This window comes from Paenibacillus macerans (assembly GCF_050565405.1).
Lineage (GTDB): Bacteria > Bacillota > Bacilli > Paenibacillales > Paenibacillaceae > Fontibacillus > Fontibacillus macerans_B.
On record NZ_JBNYYG010000016.1, the window covers coordinates 73,186 to 97,750 of the forward strand.

Here is a 24,565-nt window from a genome sequence, read left to right on the forward strand (position 1 = left end):
CGTGCAACCATGGATTTACTGATTACGGTCATTCTGCTGCTCATCTGTCTCGTCGTCTCGAACATCATCAGCCACTATATTCCGTTTATCCCGACCGCGCTCACGCAAATCGCCATGGGGATCGCCATCGCGTTAACCTTCGACGGACTCGTGCTGGAAATCGAAACGGAGTGGTTTCTGCTGCTGTTCGTCGCGCCGCTGCTGTACAATGACGGCAGGTATTTTCCCCGCGACCAGCTATGGAACATGCGGGGGGCGATCCTCGGCAACGCCATCATTCTGGTGGTGCTGACCACGGTCGGCGGAGGTTATCTCATTCATGCAATCATTCCCGACATCCCGCTGGCCGCGGCGTTCGCCTTAGCTGCGATCCTGTCGCCGACCGATCCGGTCGCGGTGGGCGGCATTGCCAAACGGATCCATATTCCGGAGAAAGTGCTGAATCTCGTCCGGGGCGAATCGCTGATCAACGACGCCTCGGGTCTGGTGGCCTTCAACTATGCGGTCGCGGCGGTCGTGACCGGGTATTTTTCGCTGCGGGATGCTCTGATGGATTTTACCTATATGTTTTTGACCGGGGCCGTACTCGGGCTTGTGCTTAGCCTGGTCATGACCTGGATCCGGTTTTCGCTGCGCAAACAAGGCATTCAGGATGCGACCCTGCATTCGCTGCTGCAGATCCTGACGCCGTTTCTGATCTTCATCGTGACGGAGGATTTCCTGCATGCGTCCGGCGTTATTGCGGTCGTCGTGGGCGGCATCGTGCATTCCCTGCTGCGGGAACGGACGGAAACGCTGCTCGCCGAGGAGCAGGTGTTGACGGAAAATATCTGGTCCACCGTGTTGTTCATCCTGAACGGCGTCGTGTTCCTGCTGCTCGGGCTGATCATCCCGTCGTCCATGCGGGCCACCGTGGAGAACCCCAACATCGGCAACGGGCTGGCGGTCGGGTACATTCTGGCCGTCGGGGCCGTCATTCTGGCCATCCGCTTCGTTTGGTCGCATTTCTTCGCCGCGCACGATAACCGGACCGACAAAACGAAGGACGCCGCCAAACCTTCCGTGAAAGACAGCCTGGTGGTTACCTTGACGGGGGTGCGCGGCGCGGTAACGATGGCCGGGGTCCTGTCCATCCCTTATCTGGTGGCCGGCGGAGGCCCGTTTCCCGAACGGTCGCTGATTTTGTTTTTGGCGGCGGGCGTCATTCTGTTTACGTTGATCGCGGCCACCGTCCTGCTGCCGCTGCTTAGCAAAGGAACGTCTTCCGGAGAGAAAGCGGGAGAAAATAACGGTCTGAACGAGGCCAGAAGCAGACTGCTGCGGATCGCGCTGAAAAAAATCAAGGAAGAAATGAACGAGGACAACAAAGCGGCCACGTATCAGCTCATGGACGAGTACACCCGGCTGCTGCGGCCGGACTACGACCAGCCGGGAGTTTCCCGGTCCGAACGTACGGCGATGATCGGCAAAATGTCCGAACTCCGGCTGGCCGCACTGAAGGTCGAGCGGAATGTCATCCATCAAACGATGCGGACCGGAGGCATGAGCCAAGAAATGTTCGAGTTATTCGAGAAAGCGCTGGATCTCCGCGAAGAAACGTTGTCCCAAAGCGGCCGCGCCCGGTTTTCGTTCCTGGTCGGCAGTGCGGTGCGGGATTTCCGGCGCGCAAAACGCAAACATAACGACTACGCCATGGAATCCGTTGGCCGGGATATTCAGCTCCAAGCGCTGCAAGCGGCGCTCGGGCACTTGCAGGGACTGGACCAAGGGAGCGGGCCGGACAACGCACTCCACTTCGTCGTCATGGAGTACAAGCGGGCCATCGCCCGGCTCAAAGGCGCATCCGCCCATTTCAGCGAGAAAAGCGAAGCGCAAAAAGAAGAGCTCCGTCTGCTGGTCATGGATGCCGAACGCGCGGAAATCAGCCGCATGTACGAAGACGGCTCCATTAATCGGGAGCAAGCCCGGGAACTGCGAAGAATGATCAACCAGGTCGAAAGCGTCACCTTGTACGAGCATGCGGAATAACCGCGAATAAGGGCGTGTTCCGGGCCGACTAACGGCCGGGAAACGCCTTTTTTTTGCACTCGGCGGAACTTTATCTTCCTCCGGTCCGTCAAAAAGGATAATTCGCAAATTTGAAAGGAGTGTGTTCATTTCATGCCGCATTCGGCTGGAAAAGTCATGCTGTCGCTGTCGCTCGCCGCGCTTATGGCGGGGGCGCTGCTCACGGGATGCATGAAAGATGACGCCACGAACGACCCGGTCATGGAGCAGACCGGCAGCCTTGGAGACGCTCCGGCTCCCGGGAGTCCCGAACATAACGACACCGGGGAAAATAACGCGGTAGCTCCGGAGGATCCGTCCGCGGCCGACCGGGACCGGATTCTGGAGCAGTTCAAGAGCTTCCAGGCCGGCAATCCGGAGGCCAAGGAGTGGTTTGCCTTCTTCGATGCGCATTTGGCCGGCCTGCCGCCGGAGGATGCGGATATGCTGATGCAAAAGCTGCTCGTTTTTTATGAAGAGGACCTGCTCAAGACGCAAAACGAATTCGCCGAGGAAGCGGTGATTCAAGCGTTGTCCGAGCTTGGATGGCCGATCCCGGACGAACGTATCAGACAGATCAGGGATGAGGCCGTGCGCGGCAAAATCGAGTCGGAGCTCGCCGGCGGCTACAAGCTGGAGACCGCGGAAGGCTCCGTCTTCCCGGTCGTCGATTACGGCGCGCTGAAGAAGTACAATGCCGCCCTCAGCGAAAAAATGCAGGGCTTTATCGCCCTGCTCGCCATGGAGTCCGATTCGAAGCTGGCCAGCGACGCCGCCCTGAGCATCACCTGGGATGAACTGGCCGAGCGGGCCGTGGCCTATGAGCGCTATTTTGACAAGTATGCAGGAACGCCCGAAGCCGAGCAGGCCAAAATGCTCTACTATTCCCGCTATCTCCGTACGTATCTGTACGGCCTCGACAACACCCCGAACTTCGATTATGAGACATACCGTCTGAGCGCCGAAGCAAAAGCCAGCTACGAGAACACGGTGAAGGCCTATAAGGGCACCCGAACCGCCGAAGCCGTCCAAGAGTTCCTTGACGTGCTGGAGGCGGCCGATTGGCAGGTGTACAGCAAAGTCGGGGGCGCGCAAACCGAAATCCCGGAGGTCAAAGCCTACCGCGACCGCGTGTTGTCTGGCGAGGCGTCTTAGCGCGGAGGCAGCCCTATAGCCGGCCCGAGTTACCGCCTACCGTTCAAGGCCCCAACCCGCAGCTCCGGCCACGGGAGCGGCAATCCGTCGGGATGCCAAAGGCGGACCGTCCGGCTTTCGCCGGGCAGCAGGTCGAAGTAGTTGTCGCTGAAGCGAACCCGGCCGAGCGGCAGCTCCAGCTTGACCAGCCGGGCGGCTCCCCGGGCGGAGGCGGTGACCGTGACGGTCCGCTCCGCTTCGTCGACCCGCACGTCCAGCTCGGCTTCGGGCAGGCGCAGCTCCTTCGGATCGCGCAAGTAGTAACGGTTCGCCGGAGCGGCAAACCCGGCGGCGCTCAGCTCCACCAGCACCTCCTCCGCTGCCAAGCCGGCCAGTGCCGCCGCTTCCTCCACGCTCCCGAGCGGCAGTGCCGTTTGCGGCGGCACCTTCGCCGTAAACGATGTGCTGTATACGCCTCGGTGCGCAGGCTCCGGCGCACCGCCACTCGTTCCGCCGGCTCCTAGGGAGCCCTCCATCTCGGCCGATTCGCCGCGGGTCAACGCATGCACCGTCAACGTCAACGTCCCCTCCAGCGGCTCCAGCGTGTCGTTCACGACCCACGCGCGCAGCGGCCCGCCCGGGTCGTGCTCCAGCGACAGGAGCACGGGATGAAAGAACGTTTTGCCATAGTAATACGATGCCTTCGGCAGCAGCTCGTAATCGATCATCGACCAGCTCGTCCCCGGCCAGCTGTCGTTCAACTGCCAGACCAGGGCGCCGCTGTTGCGGCGACGGTTACGGCGGAAATGCTCGATCCCGTACTTCAGCCCCTCGGCTTGGGTCAGCATCGAGAAGTTCATGTATTCCTCGATATCGCGCGGAATCCCCGTATAGCCCTCCATCAACAGAATCCCTTTGCGGTGGTTCGTATCCTTGTTGCGGTAAGCCATCTCGGCGCTCCCCCAGGCAAATTGGCCTGCGGGGATATTTTTGTCCAGCGTATAACGGTTGGCCGAGGCATGCATGCCGAATTCGCTGCTGAACAAGGCGAAGTCCTGCCTATAGTTTTTGAACGTGACGCCCTCGATGCTGTAATCGAGCTGCGGCTTCTCGCCCCGCATGCGCGGGTAAACCGAACCGTGCCAAACCTGCCAGTTATGGCGGTCCCCGTTGTCCGGATCGTTGGCATCATAACCATCGCTCGCGCCATAAGGCGACGAAGGCCAATACGGACGTTGCGGATCCAGCTCGGCCAGCAGCCCGGGAATCAGCTCGTGGTAAATCGTTTCTCCGAAAAACGGTCCGGTGATGTCGCCGGCCGCCGTCTTCATATCGTACAGCCAGTCGATTTCGTTGTTGCCGCACCAAAGCGCCAGCGAAGCGCGGTTCCGCAGCCGTTTCACGTTATCGATGATCTCCCGCCTCACATTGTCCATAAAATCATGGTTAAAGTCGGGGAACAGCGCGTTGGCAAAAGCGAAATCCTGCCACACGAGCACGCCGCGCCGGTCGCATTCCTCATAAAAAACATCCTTTTCGTAAATGCCGCCCGCCCATACGCGCAGCATGTTCATATGCCCTTCCACGGCCAGTTCGACCAGACCGCGATACGTGGATGCCGGGATCGCCCCGATCAGATGGTCCGCCGGGATCCAGTTCGCCCCTTTGGCATAAACCTTAATGCCATTAAGAATGAACGCAAACGCAGGGCCGCCATCCGGATTTTGCAGGGATAGCTCCAGCGTCCGAATGCCAAAGGGCTGCTCGTAGCGGTCGAGCACCTCGCCGCCGGCGCGCAGCGCCACCTCCAGCGTGTACAAATAAGGCTCGCCCAAATCATGCGTCCACCACAGCCGAGGCATGGCGATATGCAGTTCGGCCGAGGCGTGACCCTTGGTTCGGACCGCATTCGGAAAATCGCGCAAAAACTCCGCTTGCCGGCCGTTCTGGCCGCCTCCCCCCGCGCCGCCGGCCAGAACGGGCAGTACGGCGGACGCTACCTCGGCCCCGCCGGCGTCCAGCAGCCTCACCGCAGCCTCCGCCTGCGTCCCGTAACGGTACGCTTCCGCCTCGGCGCTCACCCGGATGGCCGCCGCCTCCGCCGTTGCGGACAGCGTCGCGGCATAAACGCCGGTGAGCTTCGCCAGCTTCCTGCGCTCCAGCCGAACCCGGCCCCAAATGCCGGCCGTCACGATCCGCGGCCCCCAGTCCCAGCCGAAGTTCATCGCGGCCTTGCGGATCCACGGCCGCTCCTTCGTATAGGAAGACCATTCGAACTGCTCTTTGTCCCGGTGATGCAGGTAGAGCGGATCGAATCGGACCGAAAGCGCATTCCAGCCTTCGCGAACGATCCGCGTGATGTCGAAGGTATATTCGCGGAACATATTGGACGCGGAGCCGATCTCATGTCCGTTGACATAAACGGTCGCAAACGTGTCCAGCCCCTCGAACGCCAGCTCGATCCGCTCGCCTTCCCCAGGGGCGGCATCCAGCGCAAACGTCGTGCGGTACCACCATTCCTTCCGTTCGATCCAGCGGCACTTCGCATCGTTATGCCCGAAATACGGTGGATCGATGATACCGCGTTCCAGCAGCGACGAATGCACGTCGCCCGGAACGGCGGCGTCGATCCAGAAGCGGTCGTCCAGCCCGGGAGCGGCCAGCTCCAGGGGCGGTTTCTCCCCTACCTCAAAATGCTGCAGCTTCCATGGCCCCGATATGATCATGATACGTCCCTCTTTCCGATGATGATAAAATAACGCCCGGATTCCATCTCTGTAACCATTGGCGATGCATGAAACGGGTTGCGCAAGGAAGGATCCATAGAAATTGCTGCAAAACTGCAGTTACTTTAAAGAGAAGGCGCTATTAATCCGAATATCAGTCCCAATACCTGCATTTTGCATCAATTTCGCCGCGATCTAAAAAATGGCCGAAATACCTGCACTTTTGCAGTTTCTCGTATTCCGTACGTTCAGGTGCGGCCTCAAAATTCATGATCCCAGAGTACCTTGTTAGGTTTGTACTCCGTAACGGACCGAAATGACGCTAATCGCTCATTTCCCGGATATTTCCTGATTTAACGGACTCCATGGACGCTATTTAGCTCCCAATGGGGCTATTTTTGCAGATTTGCAGGGATTAGCGACTCCTGAGTCCGTTACAATTGGGGATCCTAAGTTTTTGCCTAATTAGCGGCTCCGTAGTCCGTTAGCTACGCCTTGCATCCTACAACCTCTCGTACACACACACCTTTTCGCCCCCATACCCTCTCGCACTTTTCCTCCCGCACTTACACTTTCCCGGCGAGGCGACCCGCGAGGGGGCTTTCAAAGAATACCGCCGTCCAGCGCTTCATCGCGAAATTCGCTGGGGGTCTTGCCTGTATGCCTTTTGAACAGGCGGCTGAAATATTTCACGTCCTCATAACCGGTCAGGCCGGCAATTTCGCTCACCTTGGCCGGAGATACGGCCAGCAGTTCCATCGCCCGGCGCATCCGCAAGCCGGTCACGTAATCGCCGAACGCGCTGCCGGTCTCCTTCTTGAACAGCTCGCTTAAATGGCCGGGATGCAGATGCACGTAGGCGGCGACCTGCTGCAAGCTAAGCTCCTGCGCCGGGCAGGACGCCATGTAAGCCTTGGCCCGCTGCACGTGGGAGGCTTGCCCCTCGCCGAGGCGGCTGTGATACAGCGTCATCACGGCATGCAGATGGCGGAACAGCTCATCCTTCAGCTTCGCCCCCTCGGGATGCTGCTGCAGCCACGGCTCGAAGCGCACTCCCCCCTCTCGCCCGATGGCCCGGAGCGTCCGCTCCAGCCAACGGTGCGCGGCGACCGCCGCCGATTGCAGGCAGGCCTTATACGACTCCGGCGTGCACTCGGGATCTGCGGCCAGCTCGTCGGCCAGCCTGTGCGTCCAGGCCCTCAAGGCCATCGGATCATGTTCCAGCAAAATCGAGCCGAGCCCGTTCTCCTCCTCTTGGGACAGCACCGCCCTTCCGCCCTTGCGTCCGGCGATCTGGCGATAATCCAGCAATGCCACGCCGGGCAGCAGGTCATGATAGGCAAAAGCGGCCGCCGCCGTAACATAGCTCCGATGCACCTGCCCCGGGTCGGCCACGACGATGCCTGCGGCAAGCCGCAGCCGGCAATTCAGTAGACTTTGAATCCGTTCGAGCACCCCTTTGAACCGCCCGGCCATGGGGTTCTCATCGCCCCCGCCGGAGCCGGCCACGCAAACGATTCGGCCCTGGTGGATCAAGACGGCGGCCCCGGGCAGCAGATCCTCCAGCATGTTCTGCACGGCAAACCGCAGCAGCGCATCGGCGGTGTCCTCATGGCCCCAGCCTTCGGCGGATAAAATCAATACCTGCCGATACCCCGGTTTGCCCGGCAATTCCCTTTCGTCCTCGTTATCGGGAAGAACCGGGGCCGTGTCCCCTTCGATGACCCATTTATGCAGCTGCCGCCGCCTCTCCTCCCGGGCCAGCATCTGCGCGCGCGAGTCCTCGGCCCGGCGCTCCAGCAGCCGCTGCTTCGCTTGCAGCACCGTTTTGATGATTTCTTCCGGTTTGCTCGTTTTGAGCAAATAATCGCTCACGCCCTGGCGGATCGCCTGCTGGGTATAGGCAAAATCCCCATATCCCGACAAAATGATCACCGCCAGCCCCGGCAGCAGCCTTGCGGCTTCCTCCGCCAGCTCCAGGCCGGTTTTCCCGTTCATGCGGATATCGGTCATCAAAATATCCGGCCGTTCCGCCGTAAGCCGCCCCAGCGCCTCTTCGGCGGAAGCGGCTGGCGGCAGCAGGGTCAATCCCAGCTCGCTCCAGGAAATGACGCTGGCCAGCCCGGTCCGGATAATGACCTCGTCGTCGACAATCAGTATGTTCATGGCGAAACCTCCATGATCGGGATAGAAAATGAAACCTGCGTACCCTCGCCTTCCCGGCTGTCCACGTCAAGCCTCGCCTCCGGCCCGTAATGCAGGAGCAGGCGTTCGTTCACGTTGCTTAGCCCGTACCCGGCCGCCGGGGCGGCCGACGCCGTCGTTTGCGAGGCCTCCGCCCCTTCGTCGGCCGGAAGCGACAGCGCCCGCCGGACCTCTTGCAAGCGCTCCGCGGACATGCCGAGGCCGTCGTCCATGACCATCACGCCCATGCCTTTTCCCTCCGGCTGGATCAAGATCGTGATCGTTCCGGCCCCGTCGCGTTTTTGAATCCCGTGGATGAGGGCGTTCTCCACCAAAGGCTGCAGCAGCAGCTTCAGCATCCATTTATCCAGAAGCCCGTCGTCCACGATATAATCGACGGAAAATTTATCGGGAAAGCGGATCGACTGCACGCGCACATAGTTGCGGATATGCGCGAGCTCCTGCTCGACCGGGCAATAGTCCCTGCCCTGATTCAGGCTGATCCGCAAAAAGTCGCTCAGCCCCTCGACCATATCCGCGATCCGCCGCTCCCCCGACATCAGGGCGATCCAATGGATCGAAGACAAGGTATTGTATAAAAAATGCGGGTTGATCTGCGCCTGCAGCGCCCGCAGATCGGCTTCCTTCTTGCGCGCTTCGCCGCGGATGACCTCCCGCTTCAGCCGTTCAATATGGGCGCCGAGCCTATTGTAGCTTCGCCCCAGCCGGCCGATCTCATCGTCCGAGGTCGCCGGAAAATGCGGCAGCGGCCGCTCCGGATCGATCCGAGACAAGTGGCGGGTCAACACGCGCAGCGGCCGGGTGATCCGGCGCACCGTAAACCAGATCAGCAGCGCGCATGCCAGCACGGAAACGCCCACGACGGCGGCGGTTAACGTGAGGATGTAGCGGTTTTCGGCGCGATACCGGTCATATGGCACCCTGCCGACCAGCATCCAGCCGGTCAGCGGCTCCCGGCGGTACAGAACCGTCGTTTTGCCGTCCCCTTCGCCGTAGATGACGCTCCCGCTAACGTTGATGCTGCGCCCATCGCTCCCGTCCGCTTCCGCGCCGCCGCCCGCGATCAACCCGAGCAACCCGGGCGCATAGGCATCCAACGGCTGCCCCAGCCTGGACTTGTCGGCGGAGGACAAAATCGTGCCGTCCGCTCCGGCCAACTCCACCTTGCCCGTCCCTTGGCCGAATTCCGGCGACTCCCAGTTGCGGGCCAGCTCCCGTTCGTCGAGGCTGATCGCCAGCCAACCCAGCCGGCGGAAATCGTAGATGCTGCGGATCGGCCGGAACAAGGTGATCACCTGCTCCATTCCGGCGTAATCGCGAATCCCGTACACGCCGGACCACGTTTTCCCGCCGCCGGCAAACGCCTGCTCCGCCTCGGCGGGCAATTCGCTTTCATACCACGCGGCCGTGGAGAGGCTCCCCTCGAACCGCGCCGGATAGACGGCGATATTGGCGATATACGGCTTGGAGGCCGCCAGATTGGTCATCCTCCCGACCAGCGCGGTCCGTTCGGCATCGTCGTCTTCGGGCTGGCTCAGGTAAGCCTGTAAATCGCGTTCCCCGATGAGGAAGATCGACAGCGTTTCGATGTCCTCCAGCATAAAGCGCAGGTTGGCGTCCATTTGCTTCAGCATGTCGCTGCCGGTCAGCTTGGTTTTTTCCTCGGTAATGTTGGAAGAGATCACGAAGGCAAACAACCCCAGGGCCAGCATCGGCACGATCATGGAGCCCGCAACGACGACCGATAGCTTGCGCTGGAGCGACGTGCCCAGCCATTTCTGCATATTGTGCTCCCCCTTCGATCCGGTGTAGGATAATTCCCCTGCTTATCCTTTCACCGCGCCGGCGGTCATCCCCTTCATCATCTGCTCCTGAAACAGCAAATATAGGACGATCGTCGGAATGACCGAAAGCGTCATGGCTGCCAGCGTCAAGCCGTAATCCGTCTGATAGCCGTCGGCGAAATTGGCGATGGCGAGCGGCAGCGTCTTGAGCGCCGTCTTGTTAATGAACACGAGCGCAAAAGAGAAGTCGTTCCAGGCATGCAGGAAACTGAGGATCGTCACCGTCGCCAGCGCCGGGACCGACATCGGCAGCATGATGCGAAAGAACAACCCCCAGAGCCCGGTGCCATCGATAAAAGCCGCCTCCTCCAGCTCGCGCGGCACGCTCGTCAGGTACGCCGTCAGCACGAACACGGCCGTGGGCAGCGCAAACGCGGTGTAGGGCAAAATCAGCGCCCAATACGTGTTCAGCAGCGACATCTGCTTCATGAGAATGAACAGCGGAACCAGGGTGCTGTGAATGGGAATCAGCATCCCGATTACGAAAAAGGCCAGCACCCCGCCTTTCCAGCGGAATTGGAAGCGGGCGAGGATGAACGACGTCAGCGCGGCGATGAACAAAGTAAGCGCCAGCGAGCCGATCGCCACGATCAGCGAATTGCCGAACGCCGTGCCCAGCCGCGAGCTTTCCCAAGCCCGCGCGAAGTTGTCTCCGTGCCACACCTGCGGCAGCCCGAAGGGCCGCGCGTAAAAATCCGCGTTCGTTTTGAACGCGCTGATGACCAGCCAAAAAAACGGGTACAAGGTAAGCGCGCCATACAGCGTCAGCAGGCCCCAAAACAAAACCTTGCCCGGTTTGCGCAGCGCCGTTCTGCCGCCGGGCCTCGCGGTTCCCATCGATAAGGGCGTTGTCGTATTCATGTTCATAAGCTCCTCCTTTCACCTCAAACGGCGTCTTTTTTGCGGCTCGTCAACCATTGGCTGGTGCCGATCAATAGCAAACTGATGATCATGATGCTGGTGGAAATCGCGCTGCCGAACCCGTAACGGTAAGTCGAAAATGTGGAGTTGTACATGTATGTCGCCAGCAGCTCGGTCGCATGGGCCGGTCCGCCCTTCGTCATGATGTAGACCAGATCAAACGACTTCAGGCTGCCCGAAATGCAAAGGACGACCGCCACCTGGAAGGTGTTCTTGATCATCGGCAGCGAGATCGACAGCAGTTTGCGCCCCCCGGAAACGCCGTCGATTTTAGCCGCGTCGTGGATTTCGCCGGGAATGTTTTGCAGCGCGGACATGAAAATGATCAGATATAGCCCGACGTAACTCCAAATCAGCGGCGGAATCAGCGAATAAATGGCGATGTCGCCGTCCGACAGCCACTGCAGCTTCCAGCCGGGCAGCCCCAACGCGTCCAGCAGAAAGTTCAGGATCCCGATCTGCGGATGGTAAATATACTGCCAGATCATTCCGATCACGACCGTGGACAGCACCATCGGCAGAAACACCGCCGAGCGCAGGAAGCGCTGCAGCAGGTTGCTTTTATGCAATAGCACCGCCAGCGCAAGGGCCAGCGGGATTTGCCCGAACACCGAGGCCAGCACGAACACGACGTTATTTTTCAGCGCCCGCCAAAACACGGGATCCTGCAGGATTTCCGCATAATTGCTCAGGCCGGCATATTTCGCTTCGCCGATGCCCGACCAGTTGAAGAAACCGTAATACGCCGACCAGATGACCGGCACGAAGACAAACAGCGAATAAATGACCAGCGCGGGCAGCAGCCCGGTAACGATGAAGCTTTTGCTGCGCAAAGCGTTCATGCTCTCTCACATCCTTAAAATGAATTGATCAAAAAATGACTTTTTGAACTACCTCTTAGGAAAAAAATAATCCCCCTCCCCTAAGGGGAAGGGGGTATCTATTAATTCGCGGCGATGGCCGCGGCTTGCGCGTCCTGGATCTTGCGGGCGATATCCTCGGGATTGCCGCCCATCAGCAGCTCCTGCAGCCCGTTGTTGACCACTTCGACCGTTGCCGAGCCCAGCTTGGAGTCATAGACCGGGATGATTTTGACGCGCTGGATCAAATCGTAGAGCTCGACGAACAGCGGATGCGCTTTGCTTTTGTCAAGCTCGATGTTGTAACTGACCAGGGTGCTGCTGCCCAAGGTGGCTTTTTGTCCGTCGGGACCCGCCATCGCGTAGAACAGCTTCATCGCCGCTTCCTTCTTGGTGCCGGTCAGCTTCTTGCTGACGCCAAGGCCGGTGCCGACGACGCCCGAGGTCGTATCCGGAGCGCCCTTGCCGCCCGCGATCGTCGGGACGATCGTAATGTGCGTATTGTCCAGCACTTCCGGCGGCGCATTGTTGACCAGATTGGCCAGCGCCCAGCCGCCGTTGACGACCATCGCGGTATTCCCCTGGAAGTACAGCTGCATCATCTGCGTTTCGTCGATGCTGTTGAAACCTTCCTGGAAGGCCTTGATCCCGCCAAGCTTTTGGAACGTGGCGAGCGCCTCGACGAACTCGGGATCCGTAAACTTGGCGCCGTCCTGCTCAACCGCCTTCAGGAACCAGTCGGTGCCGGTAATCCGGTCCGCCACGGTGCTGAAGAACGTCGACTGCGCCACCCAGTTCGTTTTGTTGCCGAGCGCGATCGGGATCACGCCGTTATCGTTGAACGTTTTGACGGCGGCCTCCAGTTCTTCCCACGTTTCCGGCACTTTGACGTTGTGTTTCTTGAACAAGGCATCGTTATAGAAGATAAATGAGCTCGGAGCCAGATTCATCGGCACGGAATAGATTTTGCCGTCCACGGTGTAGCCGTCCAGCGCGTTCGGAATAAAATTGTCCTTCCATTCCGGGTTGGCGGCGAGCTCGTCGTCGATCGGCTGCAGCAGGTCGCCCTTGACGAATTCCTTCGTCATGGCGTCCGGCCACATCACGAACAAATCCGGCATTTCGTCCGCCGCGGCCACCGTCCGCAATCGGGTCTTCAGCCCGTCCGTCGGCAGCCCTTCGTCGATTACCTCGATCTCCGGATGAGCCGCCCGGAAATCCTCGATGATCTTCCGCATCGCCACCGCCTTGGCATCCTGGCCCGTCCAGTTATGCCAGATGGAGATGCTCACCTTCTCCCCGCCGCCATCGCCGCTGCCGGAAGCCTCGTCCCCCCCGCCGCAACCGGCCAGCAGAATCGCCAGCATGGCGGCGCTGCATATCAGTGATATCCATTTTTTCATCGTTGGTAATTCCCCCCTTGCTTTGATTAACCCCATTGTAATGTTAGCGCTACCAAATCGTAAGGTGACGAATCGCGGCACCAGGGGTGAAAAATTTCGGACGGTGGGCGCGACGTGCCGGCCGTCACCTTCGCAGCGCTCGCGGGAGCGAAGGCGGAGGGCACGGCAGCGGAGGTTGAAGACACGTATGAATCGACACGGCTGTTTCGCCATCGCTGTCCCTTCATCTCCAACTTCTAATTATCTGCTCCGCCGTCAGCGTCCGGCCACGGCCGCTCCCCGTTATCGACGTTACTCTAACGGACCTCAGTAACGTTATTCAGGTCTAAAACACCTTTTTCAAAATCTAACGGACACGAGAGCCCTTATTTCGCGATTTTGGGCGGAATTCCGGACAAATCAGGCCGAATAACGTCATCTGGGTCCGTTAGAATTTTTTTCAGCCCTTTTGGGCCCGAATAAGGTCCGTACAGTCCGTTACGTTAGCGTGGAATTGCCCTGCACACCATTCAGGAGGGGCAGTCTTCTTCGGTCGGAGAGCTCTTTCGTTCGAGGCGACAGGAAGTACATTCACTTAGTACAACAAGACGGGGGGATCGGATGAGTGCACACTAATGCATTACTGTGAATGAATTCGTGAAACAATACGTTTGCGGGGAGTGCAGCCGGGTGGTTCCAGCGAGGACGCCAGGCTTGCTGCAACGAACCTCTGTATCTCCATGAAGAGTACCAGGGTTTGCTGCAACGGACCTCAGTATCGTTATCGAGCCCAAAAACGCCTGCCTCAACACCTAACGAACTTTAGAACCGCTATTCGCGATTTCGGGCAAGTTCTGCTGCCTAGTGAGCCAAATAGCGGTATCTAGATTCGTTATATTATTATCGGGCCCTATTTCCGCAAAATAAGGCTCCTACGTTTCGTTAGGCTTAGAAAAACTCAGGAGAGCATGCTTCTAAAACAAACGATATTGCCGTCCGGATCACGGAAATGCATGGATCTGGCTCCCCAGGGATACGTCGTAGGAAGTGCCACGAATTCTACATTCAAAGCCTTCAACCGCCCGTATTCCGCATCGACGTCATCGACGTTAAAGCCCAAGGTGAAATTCCCCGCTCCCCAATGCTGCGAAAAGTCGAAGCCCATGTCCCGTTCAGCGGCCTGCCGCGAATAAATCGCTAACCCTATGCCATTGATCTTCACTTCCGTATGAACCTCGTCCCCTACGGCCTTCGTTTGCAGGATCGTCTCATAAAACTCGGCCAATACCGCCACTTGTTCCGTAATAATGCCTACATCGACGAATTTCATCGCTTCCCCCCCTTACGCGCTATCGCCAAGAATCGATGCTCCCGGCTCGATACCAATCCGGTTTGCTCCACCTTTTCCTGCAGCCCGCAAAGCTTCTCGAAACAGCGGTCCACGGAAAAGCCGGCGAATTCCCATTCGATGATTTTCGCAAAATAGACGAGCGCGCCGATATCCCGAAACCTCAGCTCCGGAAAAAACTCCTGCTGCTCCTCAACGCTCAATCCCGCTTTGGCCAGAGCATTAGCGGCGTGGGCCAAAGCGAAATCAACCGCCGTGACCATTCCCGCTTCGCCGAGCAGAAACCTCGACAGCTCCCGGTTGTTCCGGCCTCCAACCTGCTGGGTGATGAATACCCCGCCCGGTTTGAGGATACGGTTAACCTCATCGGCAGAAAACGTTTCGTGCCGATTGATAATCAGATCAAACATGCCGTCGGCAAACGGCAACGTGTCGTCGTCCTCTACTAGTTTTACCTCTATACCATGAGGGGGCAGCTTCTCACGACACAGCTCATAGTTTGGCAAGAAAGCTTCCGTCGCATAGGTGTTTCCCGGCGGCGGAGAAAGCGACAGCAGAAACTCGCCTCCCCCGGTGCCCATATCGAGCATCACTTTCCCGCCGTCCATCTCATTTTGTACCATAGCCCGATAATCCCACGGCAACTCCTGCTCCTCCATGCGCCTCTCGAGATAAGAAAAATCCCAGCCCTGAAAGGTTTTTGCCTCTTCCGCTTTCCATATCGACCGCCATGCTTCCCGGTTCATCGTATTCATCGTGCCTTGTCCTCCTATGACTATGGTAAAAAAAAGCAAGGGGGTGCCCGCTTATAGCTAACGTCACGCTTTACGGCTACCGCGATGCACTCAGCCCCTAACGTCACGCTTTACGCCACCGCGATGCACTGCAGGGAACGCCATGTTCTGCGCTAACGCGATACGATCTCGTCCAACGCCTTCTCCAGCGTATCGTACCGAAACGCGAACCCCTCATGCTGCAACCGTTCGGGCAACACCCAGCGGCTCTTCAGCACCAGCTCGGTTTCGGTGCGGATGAGGCGCGCGCCGAGCTCCAGCATCCAGCGCGGCGCGGGCAAGCCGAACGGATGCCGAGCGCCCGGCGGAGGCCGGCCATCAGTTCCCGATTGGTGACCGGATGGGGCGCGGATGCATTGAAGACGCCCTCCAGCTCGGAATGCTGCTGCAGGAAAAGCATGATCCGGAACAGGTCTTCCATGTGAATCCAGCTGAACCGCTGGCCCCCGGAACCCTGCGGCCCGCCGAGCCCGAAGCGGACCAGGTTGCGCAATGGATCCATGACCCCGCCGTCGTCCAGCACAATGGCGATGCGGAGCGCGATCCGTCGCGTGGCCGGAAGGTCGCCGGCAAAAAATGCCTTTTCCCACGCCTTGGCTACCTCGACCGAGAATCCGCTGCCGATCTCGCCGCCTTCCTCCGTCATCGGCCGATCCTCCGCGTGCCGGTAAATCGTCGCCGTGCTCGAATTGATCCACAGTGCGGGCGGGCGGCGGCATGCCCGCACGCTCTCTCCGAGTAAACGCGTCGTTTCCGTTCGGGATTCCAGGATAAGCTTGCGGTTCTCCGCAGTATAACGGCAATTCACCAATCGGCCGGCCAAATTGATCAGCAAATCCGCCCCCTCCAGCGCTCGCTCGATTCCCGCCCGGTCGTTCCAAGAGACGTGGGGGGCTTGCCTGGAGATCAGGATCACTTCGTATCCCAGTTCCCCGAATCGGCACGCAAAAGCCCGGCCGACAAATCCCGTGCCTCCGGCCAGCACCACTTTAGGCATGTTATCCTCTCCTCCGCTAACAAGATCGGTAAGGTTTCGTCTTCTTTGTCGATATTATACCATGCCGCGGAGGCTGATTTTTCCAAATTTCGCTTCAACTTGGCTTAACCGGCCCCGCCCCGCCTCTCTTAAAAGCGTGTCTCCGCCTACTCCAGGATTGCGATGCTTCAAAATTTAGGAGATAATAAGCTATCCCATTTTCATCCAAAAGAGTTGGAGGATTCGCCATGCAAAAATTCGGAATGTACGCCAAATTTACGACCAAACCCGGACAGCGTGACGAGCTTGTCCGTATTTTGCTGGAGGCTGCCGCCGAAGCGGAGGCCATCCGGGAATGCGAGCTCTACATCGTGAATATTTCCGATAAGGACCCCGATGCGGTATGGGTTACGGAGGTCTGGAGCGATGCGGAGGCCCACGCCGCCTCTTTGAAGCAGGAAGCTACGCAAGCCTCCATCCAGCGTGCCATGCCGCTTATCGCCGGCGTAGAGTCTATCCCGATCCTGCCTGTCGGCGGAAAAGGCATCTGCTAAACATTCTCCCAGACTTAGTACGGATTCGGTGCGGCTAGCCGCGAAACGTAAAAGCTTTTGCACTCCGTTCGCCCGAATATCCAAATTTGCGGAGAATCAAGTGTACTTTTGCAGTTTGGCAATGTTGAGTTGGTACCGCTGAGTTGATAGTTGGTTGTTTTGAGTTGGGATTACAGTTGGGTTTGCGGTTGATACTAATCGGATGTCTTCCGCCCCGCCGACACATGGCATCTTTAAATAAAAATAAGGCCATGCTCCCGCCTTAGGAGCATGGCCTTTCACTTAACGCTGGCTTACTTCTGCAAATCGCTCACGATTCCGCGGATCGCCTCGGCCAGCGGGGTCGCCGGACGGCCGAGCAGCGTTTCCAGATCGCCGCTCGGTACGTCGAGTGCCCCTTCGCGGATCGCGCTTTGAATGGATACCAGAAACGGAATAACCGGATCCGGTACGCCGACGCCGCGCATCGTTTCTGCGTATGCAGCGTCATCCACGTGATGGACGGGGACTTCACGGCCCAGCACCTCGCCGATGATGCCGGCGAACTCATCATGCGTGAGCAGCGTGCCCGACAGCTCGTAAACCTTGTTTTCATGGCCGCTGCCGGCCAGTACGGCCGCGGCGGCGAACGCGTAATCCTCGCGGGTGGCCCAGCCGACCTTGCCTTCTCCCGCGGAGGTTACGAGAGGTGCGCCCGCCAGAATGCCCTGGATCGTGCCGATCTCGTTTTCGATATACCAATTGTTACGCAGGAACGCGTACGGAATTCCCGTCTGCAAGATCGCTTCTTCGGTCGCCTTATGTACCGGCGCCAACGCTAACGAGCTATTCACGGCATCGACCACGCTGGTGTAGGCGATAAAGCGAACGCCCGCACGTTGCGCCGCCGATACGGCCGCCGAATGCTGACGTATCCGGGTATCATTGTCGTCTTGCGTCGACACGATCAACAACCGATCCACGCCGGCAAAAGCAGCATCCAGCGACGCCGGATCGTTGAAATCCCCCCGGCGTACTTCCACGCCGCGCGCCCTGAGCGCGGACGCTTTCTGCGGATCGCGCACGCTCACCGCCAATTGCTCCGCCGGCAGCGAAGCCAGCAGCGCCTCCACCACTTTGGCTCCGAGCTGACCCGTAGCCCCGGTCACTAAAATTTTCATCCCTGGATTCCTCCTTATCGTTTGGGCGTCCCATCGAGAAACGAACTAACCTGTAACCATTGTAGTTGCAAGTAGGCGATAAGTCAAAGATAACTTTGCCGATGCCTTTTTTTAGCTGAAATTCGCGGAAGGGGAAGCCTGCCCGGACAACCGCCCCAGGCAGCGGGATCGCCCTCGCAGCGGGATGACGTTCGCCCTTCTACTCCTCCTTCAGCAGCTCCTTTAGCATACCCTCGCGATTGTTCACGAACTCCTTCATGATGATGTAATGATCGGTTTCTTCCAGGGTGGTCTCTTCGATGCCTTCCGGGGTCAGCCGGTACATCAGGCTGTCGGGGTACGCCATCAGAATCGGCGAATGCGTGGATATAATGAACTGGGAGTGCCGGCCGACCAGCTCGTGGATCCGCGACAGCATAGCCATTTGGCGGTAGGGGGACAAAGCCGCCTCCGGCTCGTCCAAAATGTAAAGCCCACGGCCTCCGAACCGGTTCAGGAAGGTCGCAAAGAACGACTCCCCATGCGACATTGTGTGCAGCGATTGACCGCCGTAGGAGTCCTTGATGGGCCGGCTGAAGCTCGGTTCCCGGTCCAGCGCATCAATCTCCGTCGCCAGGTTGTAATAGCTTTCCGCTCGGAAAAAGAACCCGTCCCGCGGCCGCACCGCCCCCCGCGCCGTGCGGAGATAACGGTGCAGCTCGGAATGGGTTTCCGCCGTCGCGAAGCTGAAGTTCAGCGTGCCGCCCTCCGGATTGAAGCCCAGCGCGACGGCGATCGCCTCCAGCAGCGTCGACTTGCCCATGCCGTTTTCCCCGACGATGTACGTCACTTTGGGATGGAATTTCAGTTGTCCCAGCGTAGCGACCGCCGGCAGTTGAAAAGGATACTCCGCAAACGAAGGCACCTCGTCCCGCTGCAGCGCGATCCCCCGCAAATAAGCATTCATCTCCATAGAACGCCTGGCCTCCTGCATATAAAGTTCTGGTCCGCAACTCCGTTGGGTTGCGCGCAAGCGCGGTTATCGGCATAACACACACGTCTCCTCCAGGGCTACGGATGTTCCGTTTCCAACCCGCCGTGATACAGGCTGTAATAGAAGCCTTGCTGCCGCAGCAGCCCGTCGTGCGATCCCTGCTCGATCAAGCGCCCTTCCTTCAAGACGAGGATGTTGTCCGCTTGGCGAATCGTGTTCAGGCGGTGGGCGATCACGAAGCTCGTTCTCCCCTGCATCAGCCGCTGCAGCCCTTCCTGGATCTTGATCTCCGTCACCGTATCGATGCTGCTCGTCGCTTCGTCCAGGACCAGGATCGAGGGATTGGCCAGGATCGCCCGGGCGATCGCCAGCAGCTGCCGCTGCCCTTGGCTGATCCCGCCCCCGTCCGTGCCCAGCAGCTTGTCGTACCCGCCGGGCATCCGCACGATGAAAGCGTGGGCGTTCGCCAGCTTCGCGGCCTCCTCCACCTCCGCGTCGGTCGCATCGAGCCGCCCGAAGCGGATATTGTCGCGGATCGTGCCCTGGAACAAAAACGAATCCTGGAGTACGAAAGCCATATGCGAGCGCAGGCTTTCCCGCCGGATCGTCTTGATGTCGCAGCCGTCTACCTCAATCGTACCCCTGGACGGATCGTAGAAGCGCGACAGCAACTGGATCAGGGTCGTTTTGCCTGCCCCCGTCGGCCCGACCAGGGCCACCATTTCCCCTGGCTTCGCCGCAAAGCTGATATCCTCCAGCGTGTCTCCGTCCTCATTTCCATCCCCGGCCTTATTCGGCTCATAAGAGAAATAAACGCCGGAAAACCGAACCGCCCCTTGCACCGAAGCCAGGTCCGCTGCCCCTGCCTCGTCCTTTGCCTCGACTTCTTCGTCGAGCACTTCGAACACCCGCTCCGCCCCGGCGATCGCCGACAGCAGCGTATTCCACTGGTTTGCCAAATCGTTCAGCGGCCGGGTAAACTGACGGGCATACTCGACGAAGACGACGATCACCCCGACCGTCACCGCGCCGTTGCCGCGCACCGCCAGTACCCCGCCGATCCCCGCCACGATCGCAAAGCTGAGGTTGTTCAGTCCGTTCATCAGCTTCGGAATGAAGCCGGAAATCGTTTGCGCCCAAAAGCCGGAGCTGCGGATCGCCTCGTTGCGTTCGCGGAAACCGCGCAGCACCCGCTGCTCCTGCGAGAACGCCTTGATGATCCGCTGCCCGGATAGCGTCTCCTCGATATAGCCGTTCAGGCTGCCGAGATCCTGCTGGCGTTTCTTGTACAGCGGCCCGGTCCGCTTCGTAATCCAGCGCATCCCCGCCGCCATCAGCGGCACGACGAGGAACGTCAGCAGGGTCAGGAGCGGGCTCAGATACAGCATGACGGCGAGCGTTCCGGCCAGCGTCAGCACGCTGGAGAAAATTTGGATCGCCGAGCTGTTCAGCGTCGAGCTGACGTTATCCATGTCGTTGGTCAACCGGCTCATGATTTCGCCTTGCTGCCGTTTGCCGTAAAACGGGATCGGCAGCCGATGCAGCTGGGCAAACAATTCGGAACGCATCCGATAGACCGTTTCCTGCGCGATTTCGATCATCCAGATGTTTTGCAGCCAGGAGGTCAGCGACGAACCGGCGTACACCAGCGTCAGCCCGACGAGAAAAAGCGCCCATGGGCGGCCCCCGCTGCCCTCCAGATAATCGTCCACCGCCATCCCGACCAGATAAGGCCCGAGCAGCGCCAGCGCCGAGCTGAACACCACCATGAGCAGGACGGCCGCAAGCCGGGCTTTATGCGCGGACAGATAACTCCAGATCCGGCCCAGCGCGCCGGACCAGTTCTTGGCCCGCACCTTCGGCCGTCCGCCGGGGCCGCCGCTATGGCCCGGCCGGCGGCGCGGTTCCTGTTGCGCCTCCCGTCCCCCTTGCGGCTCCGCGCCGGTCTGCGCCTGCGGCGGATTCAGCTTCGGATAGGGATGCCGAAACGGCTCAGTGAAGGTCTTGAACATAATGCGGCTCCTCCTTCCCGTATTGGGACTCATAGATGCGCCGGTACAGCTCCGACCGCTCCAGCAGTTCCTCATGCTTGCCGCTGGCGATCAGCCGGCCTTCGTCCAGCAGGAGGATCAAGTCCGCCGAAGCGGTCGAGCTGATTTTTTGCGTGATCAGCAGCGTCGTGCAGGACAGGCGCGATACCTCCTCCAGCAGAGCCGCTTCCGTCCGGACGTCCAGCGCGCTCGTGCTGTCGTCCAGGATGAGGATGGCCGGCTGCCGCACCAGCGCCCTCGCAATCGACAAACGCTGCTTCTGGCCGCCGGACAGGTTGACGCCCCGCTGCCCGAGCCGCGTCTCGTAGCCGAGCGGCAGATGCGAAACCGTCTCGTGGATCTGCGCCTGCCGCGCCGCGGCTTGAATCCGCTCCGGCCCGGCATCCTCGCGTCCCCAAGCGATGTTCTCCCGGATCGTCCCCGTGAACAGCAATACCTCTTGGGGCACGTAGCCGATGGCCCGGCGCAGCCGCTTCCGGTCAAGCTCGCGGATGTCCGTGCCGTCGATCCGAATCGCTCCGCCCGTCGGCTCGTACATCCCGGGGATCAGCTGCACCAGCGACGATTTCCCCGATCCGGTCGCGCCCATGATGGCGACCCGCTGGCCGGGCTCGGCCGTAAACGAGATATGCTCCAGCACGGCGCTTTCCCGGCCCGGATACCGGAAGGAAACGTCGCTGAATTCGATTTTGCCGCGGATCGGGGCTCCCTCGTCCACCTCCGACACGGCTTCCGCTTCGTCCGCGCCGGCCTCGCGATCGGCGGCCGGGTCGTCCGCCTCCAGCACCTCGCGTACCCGTCCCCCCGAGGCCGAAGCCCGGGAGAAAGAGCTCATGATCCAGGACAAAGCCGACAGCGCGCCGATCGTCCGCAGCGAGTAATTCATTACCGCGACCACTTCCCCGACGCTGGCGCCGCCGCTTTCGATCTCCAGCCGCCCGAACCACAGCACCGCGATGATGCCGGCGTTCATGATGAACAGCAGGAACGGCATCGTCGTCTCCGTCAGCCGCAAAGCCTTCACCGTCCCCTGGCGCAAATCGCGGTTGCGCTGCTCGAAGCGCCCGATTTCGTGGGGCATGCGCACGAAGACGCGGATCAGCCGCATGCCGGTCAGATTTTCCTGGATCAGGCCGTTGACGCTGTCCGTCCGGCGCTGCACCGTACGGAACAAGGCGGCCGCTTTTTTGATCATCCATAACGCGAACCAGAGCAGCACGGGCACGGTGACCGTCAGCAGTAGCCCCAGCTTCACGTGCACGACCAACGCCATCGCCACGCTGCCAAGCACGACCAGCGGCACGCGCGTGGCGAAGCGCAAGCTCATGAAGATCATGTCCTGCAGCACCGTAATGTCCCCGGTCAACCGGGTAATTAGCGACGAGGCGGCAAAACGGTTAAACACCTCGTAGGAAAAAGACTGCACCTTCTCGTACAGCTTGTCGCGCAAGTCGTAACCAAAGCCCTGGCTCGCGTGCGAGGCGAAAAACGAACTGGAAATCCCGGCGATAAAAGCCGCCAGGGCGCTGGCCATCAGCACGCCGCCCCACAGCCAGGCGACGGAAACGTCATGCTGACGGATTCCATGGTCGATGATCCGGGAGATGATCAGCGGCTGAATCAGCTCGACCGCCAGTTCGATCAGCAGCATGGCCAGCGCGGAGAACGCGGCGATGCGGTATTTTTTAAGAAAAGAAAATATGATGGCCATCAAGATTCCTCCAGTCCGCACGATTCCGAATTTTACCAACAATGATAAACATATGCGGTTTTATTATAATTCAGATGAGACGGCTTGTGTAATTTACGGAGACTTTCGCTCGGGAGCCGAGAGCTAAAACCGACGGCGCGGTTTGCGAAACGAGACTGCCTGCCCCGCGCTTCCCGCGTCGCTTTGCCCCCCAACGAACCGTAATAACGCTATTGACCTCGTCTCCGGCACTCTCCTGAGCTAACGAATCCGGCAAACGCTAATTCGCCCTATCCGGCAGCTTTACCGGGAGATTGACGGGAATAACGTTTTCTCGATTCATTACGTCCCGAAACGCCCCTCTAATCAGCGAATAACGCATCTGGAGTTCGTTAAGATACAAATAAAGCCCTTCCCGGTCGGTTTGAACCGTAGAAAGGGCTTTTCGTTTCAGTTAGGCTTGTCCGTTTTCTCCCTGGATAAAGCGGTAGACTTGTTCTACCTTCTCCTCCGTCAGCTCCCCGCTGTTGTCGAACACGAGGATGGACGAAGCCGGGATGTCCCAGTTCATTTCCGGCACGAATTGCACCCGGTGCTTGAAGTCGTCCCAGTGCTCCAGCTTCCAGGTATCGCGGTCGGTGCAGCGGTCGATGATGCGTTCCTTTTGGGTTTCCATATCCTTGAGCGCGACGACGACGACCTTGACGTCCACCTCTTTTTTGGACAACCCCGCGTCCCGCAGCAGCGTTTCGATCCAGTCCTTGTTCTTCAGTTCCGCCGTGAACGGGGAGATCATGAATACGTTTTGGCCGGCGGCCAGGTTTTCGATGCAAATGTCCCGCGTCGTGTCGTACTCCAGGTCGCGCAGATGCTCCTTGTAGAAATCGGAGTCCCGGTCGTTGACGTCCAGACCGTTCATCTCCAGCATTTTCTCCACAAAACATCCTCCGACCGTATCGCGGTCCAAAAAAGCGACCGGCATGCGTCTTGCCAGCTTCCGGGCGACCGTCGTTTTCCCCGTTCCGGCGACCCCTACGAAAAAGACCAACTTCAACATGATGTCCATTTATCCTCCTTCGGAAATAAACCTGCAGCTAATCCTATTTTACTATGTGTACTATACTTTGTAACCATCCCCTACCTTAAGAAAAAACGCCTCCTCAAAAAAGACCGGTATCCGGGAAGTCTCCCGAATGACCGGTCTGACGGTTTATGCAATCATGGGGCCGGGGCCGCCGAAGTTGCGGGTGGCCGGCAGCAAGGACCGGCAACAGGTTCTGCCTTACGATTGCCCCTGGCGCAGCCGCGTTTCCCGAACAAGCTCCTTGACGTTCTCCTCGAGCCGCCCTCTCAGCTCGCCGGCAATCTCGAAGCCGCCTGCCTCGGTGCGCGCCACTTGAGAATCGACCGTGTACACGCCGCCTAAAATATAACGCGCGCCCAGCACGGACAATACCGGCTTCAACGCGTAATCGATCGACAGCAAATGCGCCAGGCTGCCTCCGATAAAGAGCGGCAGCACGACTTTGCCGGCCAATCCTTTTTGCGGCACCAGGTCCAGAAACGTCTTGAGGACGCCGGTATACGATGCCTGATACACCGGGCTGGCCACGATCACCGCATCCGCGCCGGCCACCAGCGCATTCGCTTTAACGATGGCCTCGCTTTCGAATTTGGTATGGATCAAATCCTCCGGCGGCAGTTCTCCTACATTCAAATGGCTTACTTCCAAGCCCTCTTTAACCAGCAGTTCCTCCGTCAGCGCGATGACCGCCGTGAGCCGCGATCCCGGCGTCGGGCTACCGTTGATGACCGTTACCTTCATGTCGGATTCTCCCCTTGTCTGTGCGAATGTTCGCCCTCCATAAATTCCGATGAACTCCCTAAAGTTTAAAAAAATG

General features: G+C 59.4%; 17 protein-coding genes and 1 pseudogene. 3 read left to right on the top strand and 15 right to left on the bottom strand.

Translation table 11 applies throughout. From position 1 onward, the window contains the following. Positions 1–9: 9 nt before the first annotated feature. Both ACQ4N8_RS12350 and ACQ4N8_RS12355 read left to right on the top strand, forming a co-directional pair. Positions 10–2,028, top strand: a complete 2,019-nt coding sequence (locus tag ACQ4N8_RS12350) for a Na+/H+ antiporter (RefSeq protein ID WP_430704663.1) — start codon at positions 10–12, stop codon at positions 2,026–2,028. A gap of 132 nt (positions 2,029–2,160) precedes the next feature. Next, positions 2,161–3,201, top strand: coding sequence for a hypothetical protein (locus ACQ4N8_RS12355; RefSeq protein WP_430704664.1), 1,041 nt, complete (start codon positions 2,161–2,163; stop codon positions 3,199–3,201). A gap of 29 nt (positions 3,202–3,230) precedes the next feature. On the opposite strand, the gene ACQ4N8_RS12360 is transcribed toward ACQ4N8_RS12355, so the two are convergent. The 9 genes and pseudogenes from ACQ4N8_RS12360 to ACQ4N8_RS12400 all read right to left on the bottom strand — a co-directional run bounded on the left by ACQ4N8_RS12360 (position 3,231) and on the right by ACQ4N8_RS12400 (position 16,257). Further along, a complete protein-coding gene (locus ACQ4N8_RS12360; protein ID WP_430704665.1) occupies positions 3,231–5,906 on the bottom strand; it encodes a beta-mannosidase in 2,676 nt (891 codons plus the stop codon). Positions 5,907–6,509: 603 nt separating this feature from the next. Further along, positions 6,510–8,072, bottom strand: a complete 1,563-nt coding sequence (locus tag ACQ4N8_RS12365) for a helix-turn-helix domain-containing protein (protein WP_430704666.1) — start codon at positions 8,070–8,072, stop codon at positions 6,510–6,512. Next, positions 8,069–9,895 carry a cache domain-containing sensor histidine kinase gene (locus tag ACQ4N8_RS12370; RefSeq protein WP_430704667.1) on the bottom strand — a complete coding sequence of 609 codons (1,827 nt, stop codon included), beginning with the start codon at positions 9,893–9,895 and terminating at the stop codon, positions 8,069–8,071. Before ACQ4N8_RS12370 ends, ACQ4N8_RS12365 begins: the two co-directional genes overlap by 4 nt. A 42-nt stretch (positions 9,896–9,937) precedes the next feature. Then, on the bottom strand, positions 9,938–10,822 hold the full coding sequence (locus ACQ4N8_RS12375) for a carbohydrate ABC transporter permease (protein ID WP_430704668.1): 885 nt from the start codon (positions 10,820–10,822) through the stop codon (positions 9,938–9,940). Between the two features lie 17 nt (positions 10,823–10,839). Continuing rightward, positions 10,840–11,718, bottom strand: coding sequence for a carbohydrate ABC transporter permease (locus tag ACQ4N8_RS12380; protein WP_430704669.1), 879 nt, complete (start codon positions 11,716–11,718; stop codon positions 10,840–10,842). Between the two features lie 101 nt (positions 11,719–11,819). After that, positions 11,820–13,139, bottom strand: coding sequence for an extracellular solute-binding protein (locus ACQ4N8_RS12385; protein ID WP_430704670.1), 1,320 nt, complete (start codon positions 13,137–13,139; stop codon positions 11,820–11,822). A 937-nt stretch (positions 13,140–14,076) separates the two neighbouring features. After that, positions 14,077–14,448, bottom strand: coding sequence for a VOC family protein (locus ACQ4N8_RS12390; protein ID WP_430704671.1), 372 nt, complete (start codon positions 14,446–14,448; stop codon positions 14,077–14,079). Continuing rightward, a complete protein-coding gene (locus ACQ4N8_RS12395) occupies positions 14,445–15,221 on the bottom strand; it encodes a class I SAM-dependent methyltransferase (RefSeq protein WP_430704672.1) in 777 nt (258 codons plus the stop codon). Before ACQ4N8_RS12395 ends, ACQ4N8_RS12390 begins: the two co-directional genes overlap by 4 nt. 152 nt (positions 15,222–15,373) lie before the next feature. Further along, positions 15,374–16,257 (bottom strand): annotated as a pseudogene (locus tag ACQ4N8_RS12400) (TIGR01777 family oxidoreductase). 227 nt (positions 16,258–16,484) lie between these two features. Here ACQ4N8_RS12400 and ACQ4N8_RS12405 point away from each other — a divergent pair. Then, positions 16,485–16,790 carry a putative quinol monooxygenase gene (locus ACQ4N8_RS12405; protein WP_430704673.1) on the top strand — a complete coding sequence of 102 codons (306 nt, stop codon included), beginning with the start codon at positions 16,485–16,487 and terminating at the stop codon, positions 16,788–16,790. Positions 16,791–17,083: 293 nt separating this feature from the next. Here the strand turns inward: ACQ4N8_RS12405 and ACQ4N8_RS12410 are convergent, their stop codons facing one another. The 6 genes from ACQ4N8_RS12410 to ssuE form a co-directional block, all read right to left on the bottom strand. Beyond that, positions 17,084–17,950, bottom strand: a complete 867-nt coding sequence (locus ACQ4N8_RS12410) for an SDR family oxidoreductase (protein ID WP_430704674.1) — start codon at positions 17,948–17,950, stop codon at positions 17,084–17,086. Between the two features lie 199 nt (positions 17,951–18,149). Beyond that, positions 18,150–18,902, bottom strand: coding sequence for an AAA family ATPase (locus tag ACQ4N8_RS12415; protein ID WP_430704675.1), 753 nt, complete (start codon positions 18,900–18,902; stop codon positions 18,150–18,152). A 98-nt stretch (positions 18,903–19,000) separates the two neighbouring features. Then, positions 19,001–20,935 (bottom strand): ABC transporter ATP-binding protein, encoded by a 1,935-nt coding sequence (locus tag ACQ4N8_RS12420; protein WP_430704676.1) that lies wholly within the window; start codon positions 20,933–20,935, stop codon positions 19,001–19,003. Further along, positions 20,916–22,685: an ABC transporter ATP-binding protein gene (locus ACQ4N8_RS12425; RefSeq protein ID WP_430704677.1), complete on the bottom strand. Its 1,770-nt coding sequence runs from the start codon at positions 22,683–22,685 to the stop codon at positions 20,916–20,918. The genes ACQ4N8_RS12420 and ACQ4N8_RS12425 overlap by 20 nt, the downstream gene beginning before the upstream one ends. Positions 22,686–23,118: 433 nt before the next feature. After that, positions 23,119–23,721, bottom strand: coding sequence for an AAA family ATPase (locus ACQ4N8_RS12430; protein WP_430704687.1), 603 nt, complete (start codon positions 23,719–23,721; stop codon positions 23,119–23,121). Between the two features lie 225 nt (positions 23,722–23,946). Next, complete coding sequence (gene ssuE, locus ACQ4N8_RS12435; protein ID WP_430704678.1) at positions 23,947–24,489, bottom strand: NADPH-dependent FMN reductase; 543 nt, start codon at positions 24,487–24,489, stop codon at positions 23,947–23,949. Between the last annotated feature and the right edge of the window lie 76 nt (positions 24,490–24,565).

Excerpts from the sequence above, each read along its gene's own strand:
- ACQ4N8_RS12360 (WP_430704665.1), bottom strand. The coding sequence starts at position 5,906 with ATGATCATATCGGGGCCATGGAAGCTGCAGCATTTTGAGGTAGGGGAG.
- ACQ4N8_RS12375 (WP_430704668.1), bottom strand. The coding sequence starts at position 10,822 with ATGAACATGAATACGACAACGCCCTTATCGATGGGAACCGCGAGGCCC.
- ACQ4N8_RS12355 (WP_430704664.1), top strand. The coding sequence starts at position 2,161 with ATGCCGCATTCGGCTGGAAAAGTCATGCTGTCGCTGTCGCTCGCCGCG.
- ACQ4N8_RS12430 (WP_430704687.1), bottom strand. The coding sequence starts at position 23,721 with ATGTTGAAGTTGGTCTTTTTCGTAGGGGTCGCCGGAACGGGGAAAACG.
- ACQ4N8_RS12395 (WP_430704672.1), bottom strand. The coding sequence starts at position 15,221 with ATGAATACGATGAACCGGGAAGCATGGCGGTCGATATGGAAAGCGGAA.
- ACQ4N8_RS12385 (WP_430704670.1), bottom strand. The coding sequence starts at position 13,139 with ATGAAAAAATGGATATCACTGATATGCAGCGCCGCCATGCTGGCGATT.
- ACQ4N8_RS12350 (WP_430704663.1), top strand. The coding sequence starts at position 10 with ATGGATTTACTGATTACGGTCATTCTGCTGCTCATCTGTCTCGTCGTC.
- ACQ4N8_RS12380 (WP_430704669.1), bottom strand. The coding sequence starts at position 11,718 with ATGAACGCTTTGCGCAGCAAAAGCTTCATCGTTACCGGGCTGCTGCCC.
- ACQ4N8_RS12425 (WP_430704677.1), bottom strand. The coding sequence starts at position 22,685 with ATGGCCATCATATTTTCTTTTCTTAAAAAATACCGCATCGCCGCGTTC.
- ACQ4N8_RS12390 (WP_430704671.1), bottom strand. The coding sequence starts at position 14,448 with ATGAAATTCGTCGATGTAGGCATTATTACGGAACAAGTGGCGGTATTG.
- ssuE (WP_430704678.1), bottom strand. The coding sequence starts at position 24,489 with ATGAAGGTAACGGTCATCAACGGTAGCCCGACGCCGGGATCGCGGCTC.
- ACQ4N8_RS12420 (WP_430704676.1), bottom strand. The coding sequence starts at position 20,935 with ATGTTCAAGACCTTCACTGAGCCGTTTCGGCATCCCTATCCGAAGCTG.
- ACQ4N8_RS12410 (WP_430704674.1), bottom strand. The coding sequence starts at position 17,950 with ATGAAAATTTTAGTGACCGGGGCTACGGGTCAGCTCGGAGCCAAAGTG.
- ACQ4N8_RS12405 (WP_430704673.1), top strand. The coding sequence starts at position 16,485 with ATGCAAAAATTCGGAATGTACGCCAAATTTACGACCAAACCCGGACAG.
- ACQ4N8_RS12415 (WP_430704675.1), bottom strand. The coding sequence starts at position 18,902 with ATGGAGATGAATGCTTATTTGCGGGGGATCGCGCTGCAGCGGGACGAG.
- ACQ4N8_RS12365 (WP_430704666.1), bottom strand. The coding sequence starts at position 8,072 with ATGAACATACTGATTGTCGACGACGAGGTCATTATCCGGACCGGGCTG.
- ACQ4N8_RS12370 (WP_430704667.1), bottom strand. The coding sequence starts at position 9,895 with ATGCAGAAATGGCTGGGCACGTCGCTCCAGCGCAAGCTATCGGTCGTC.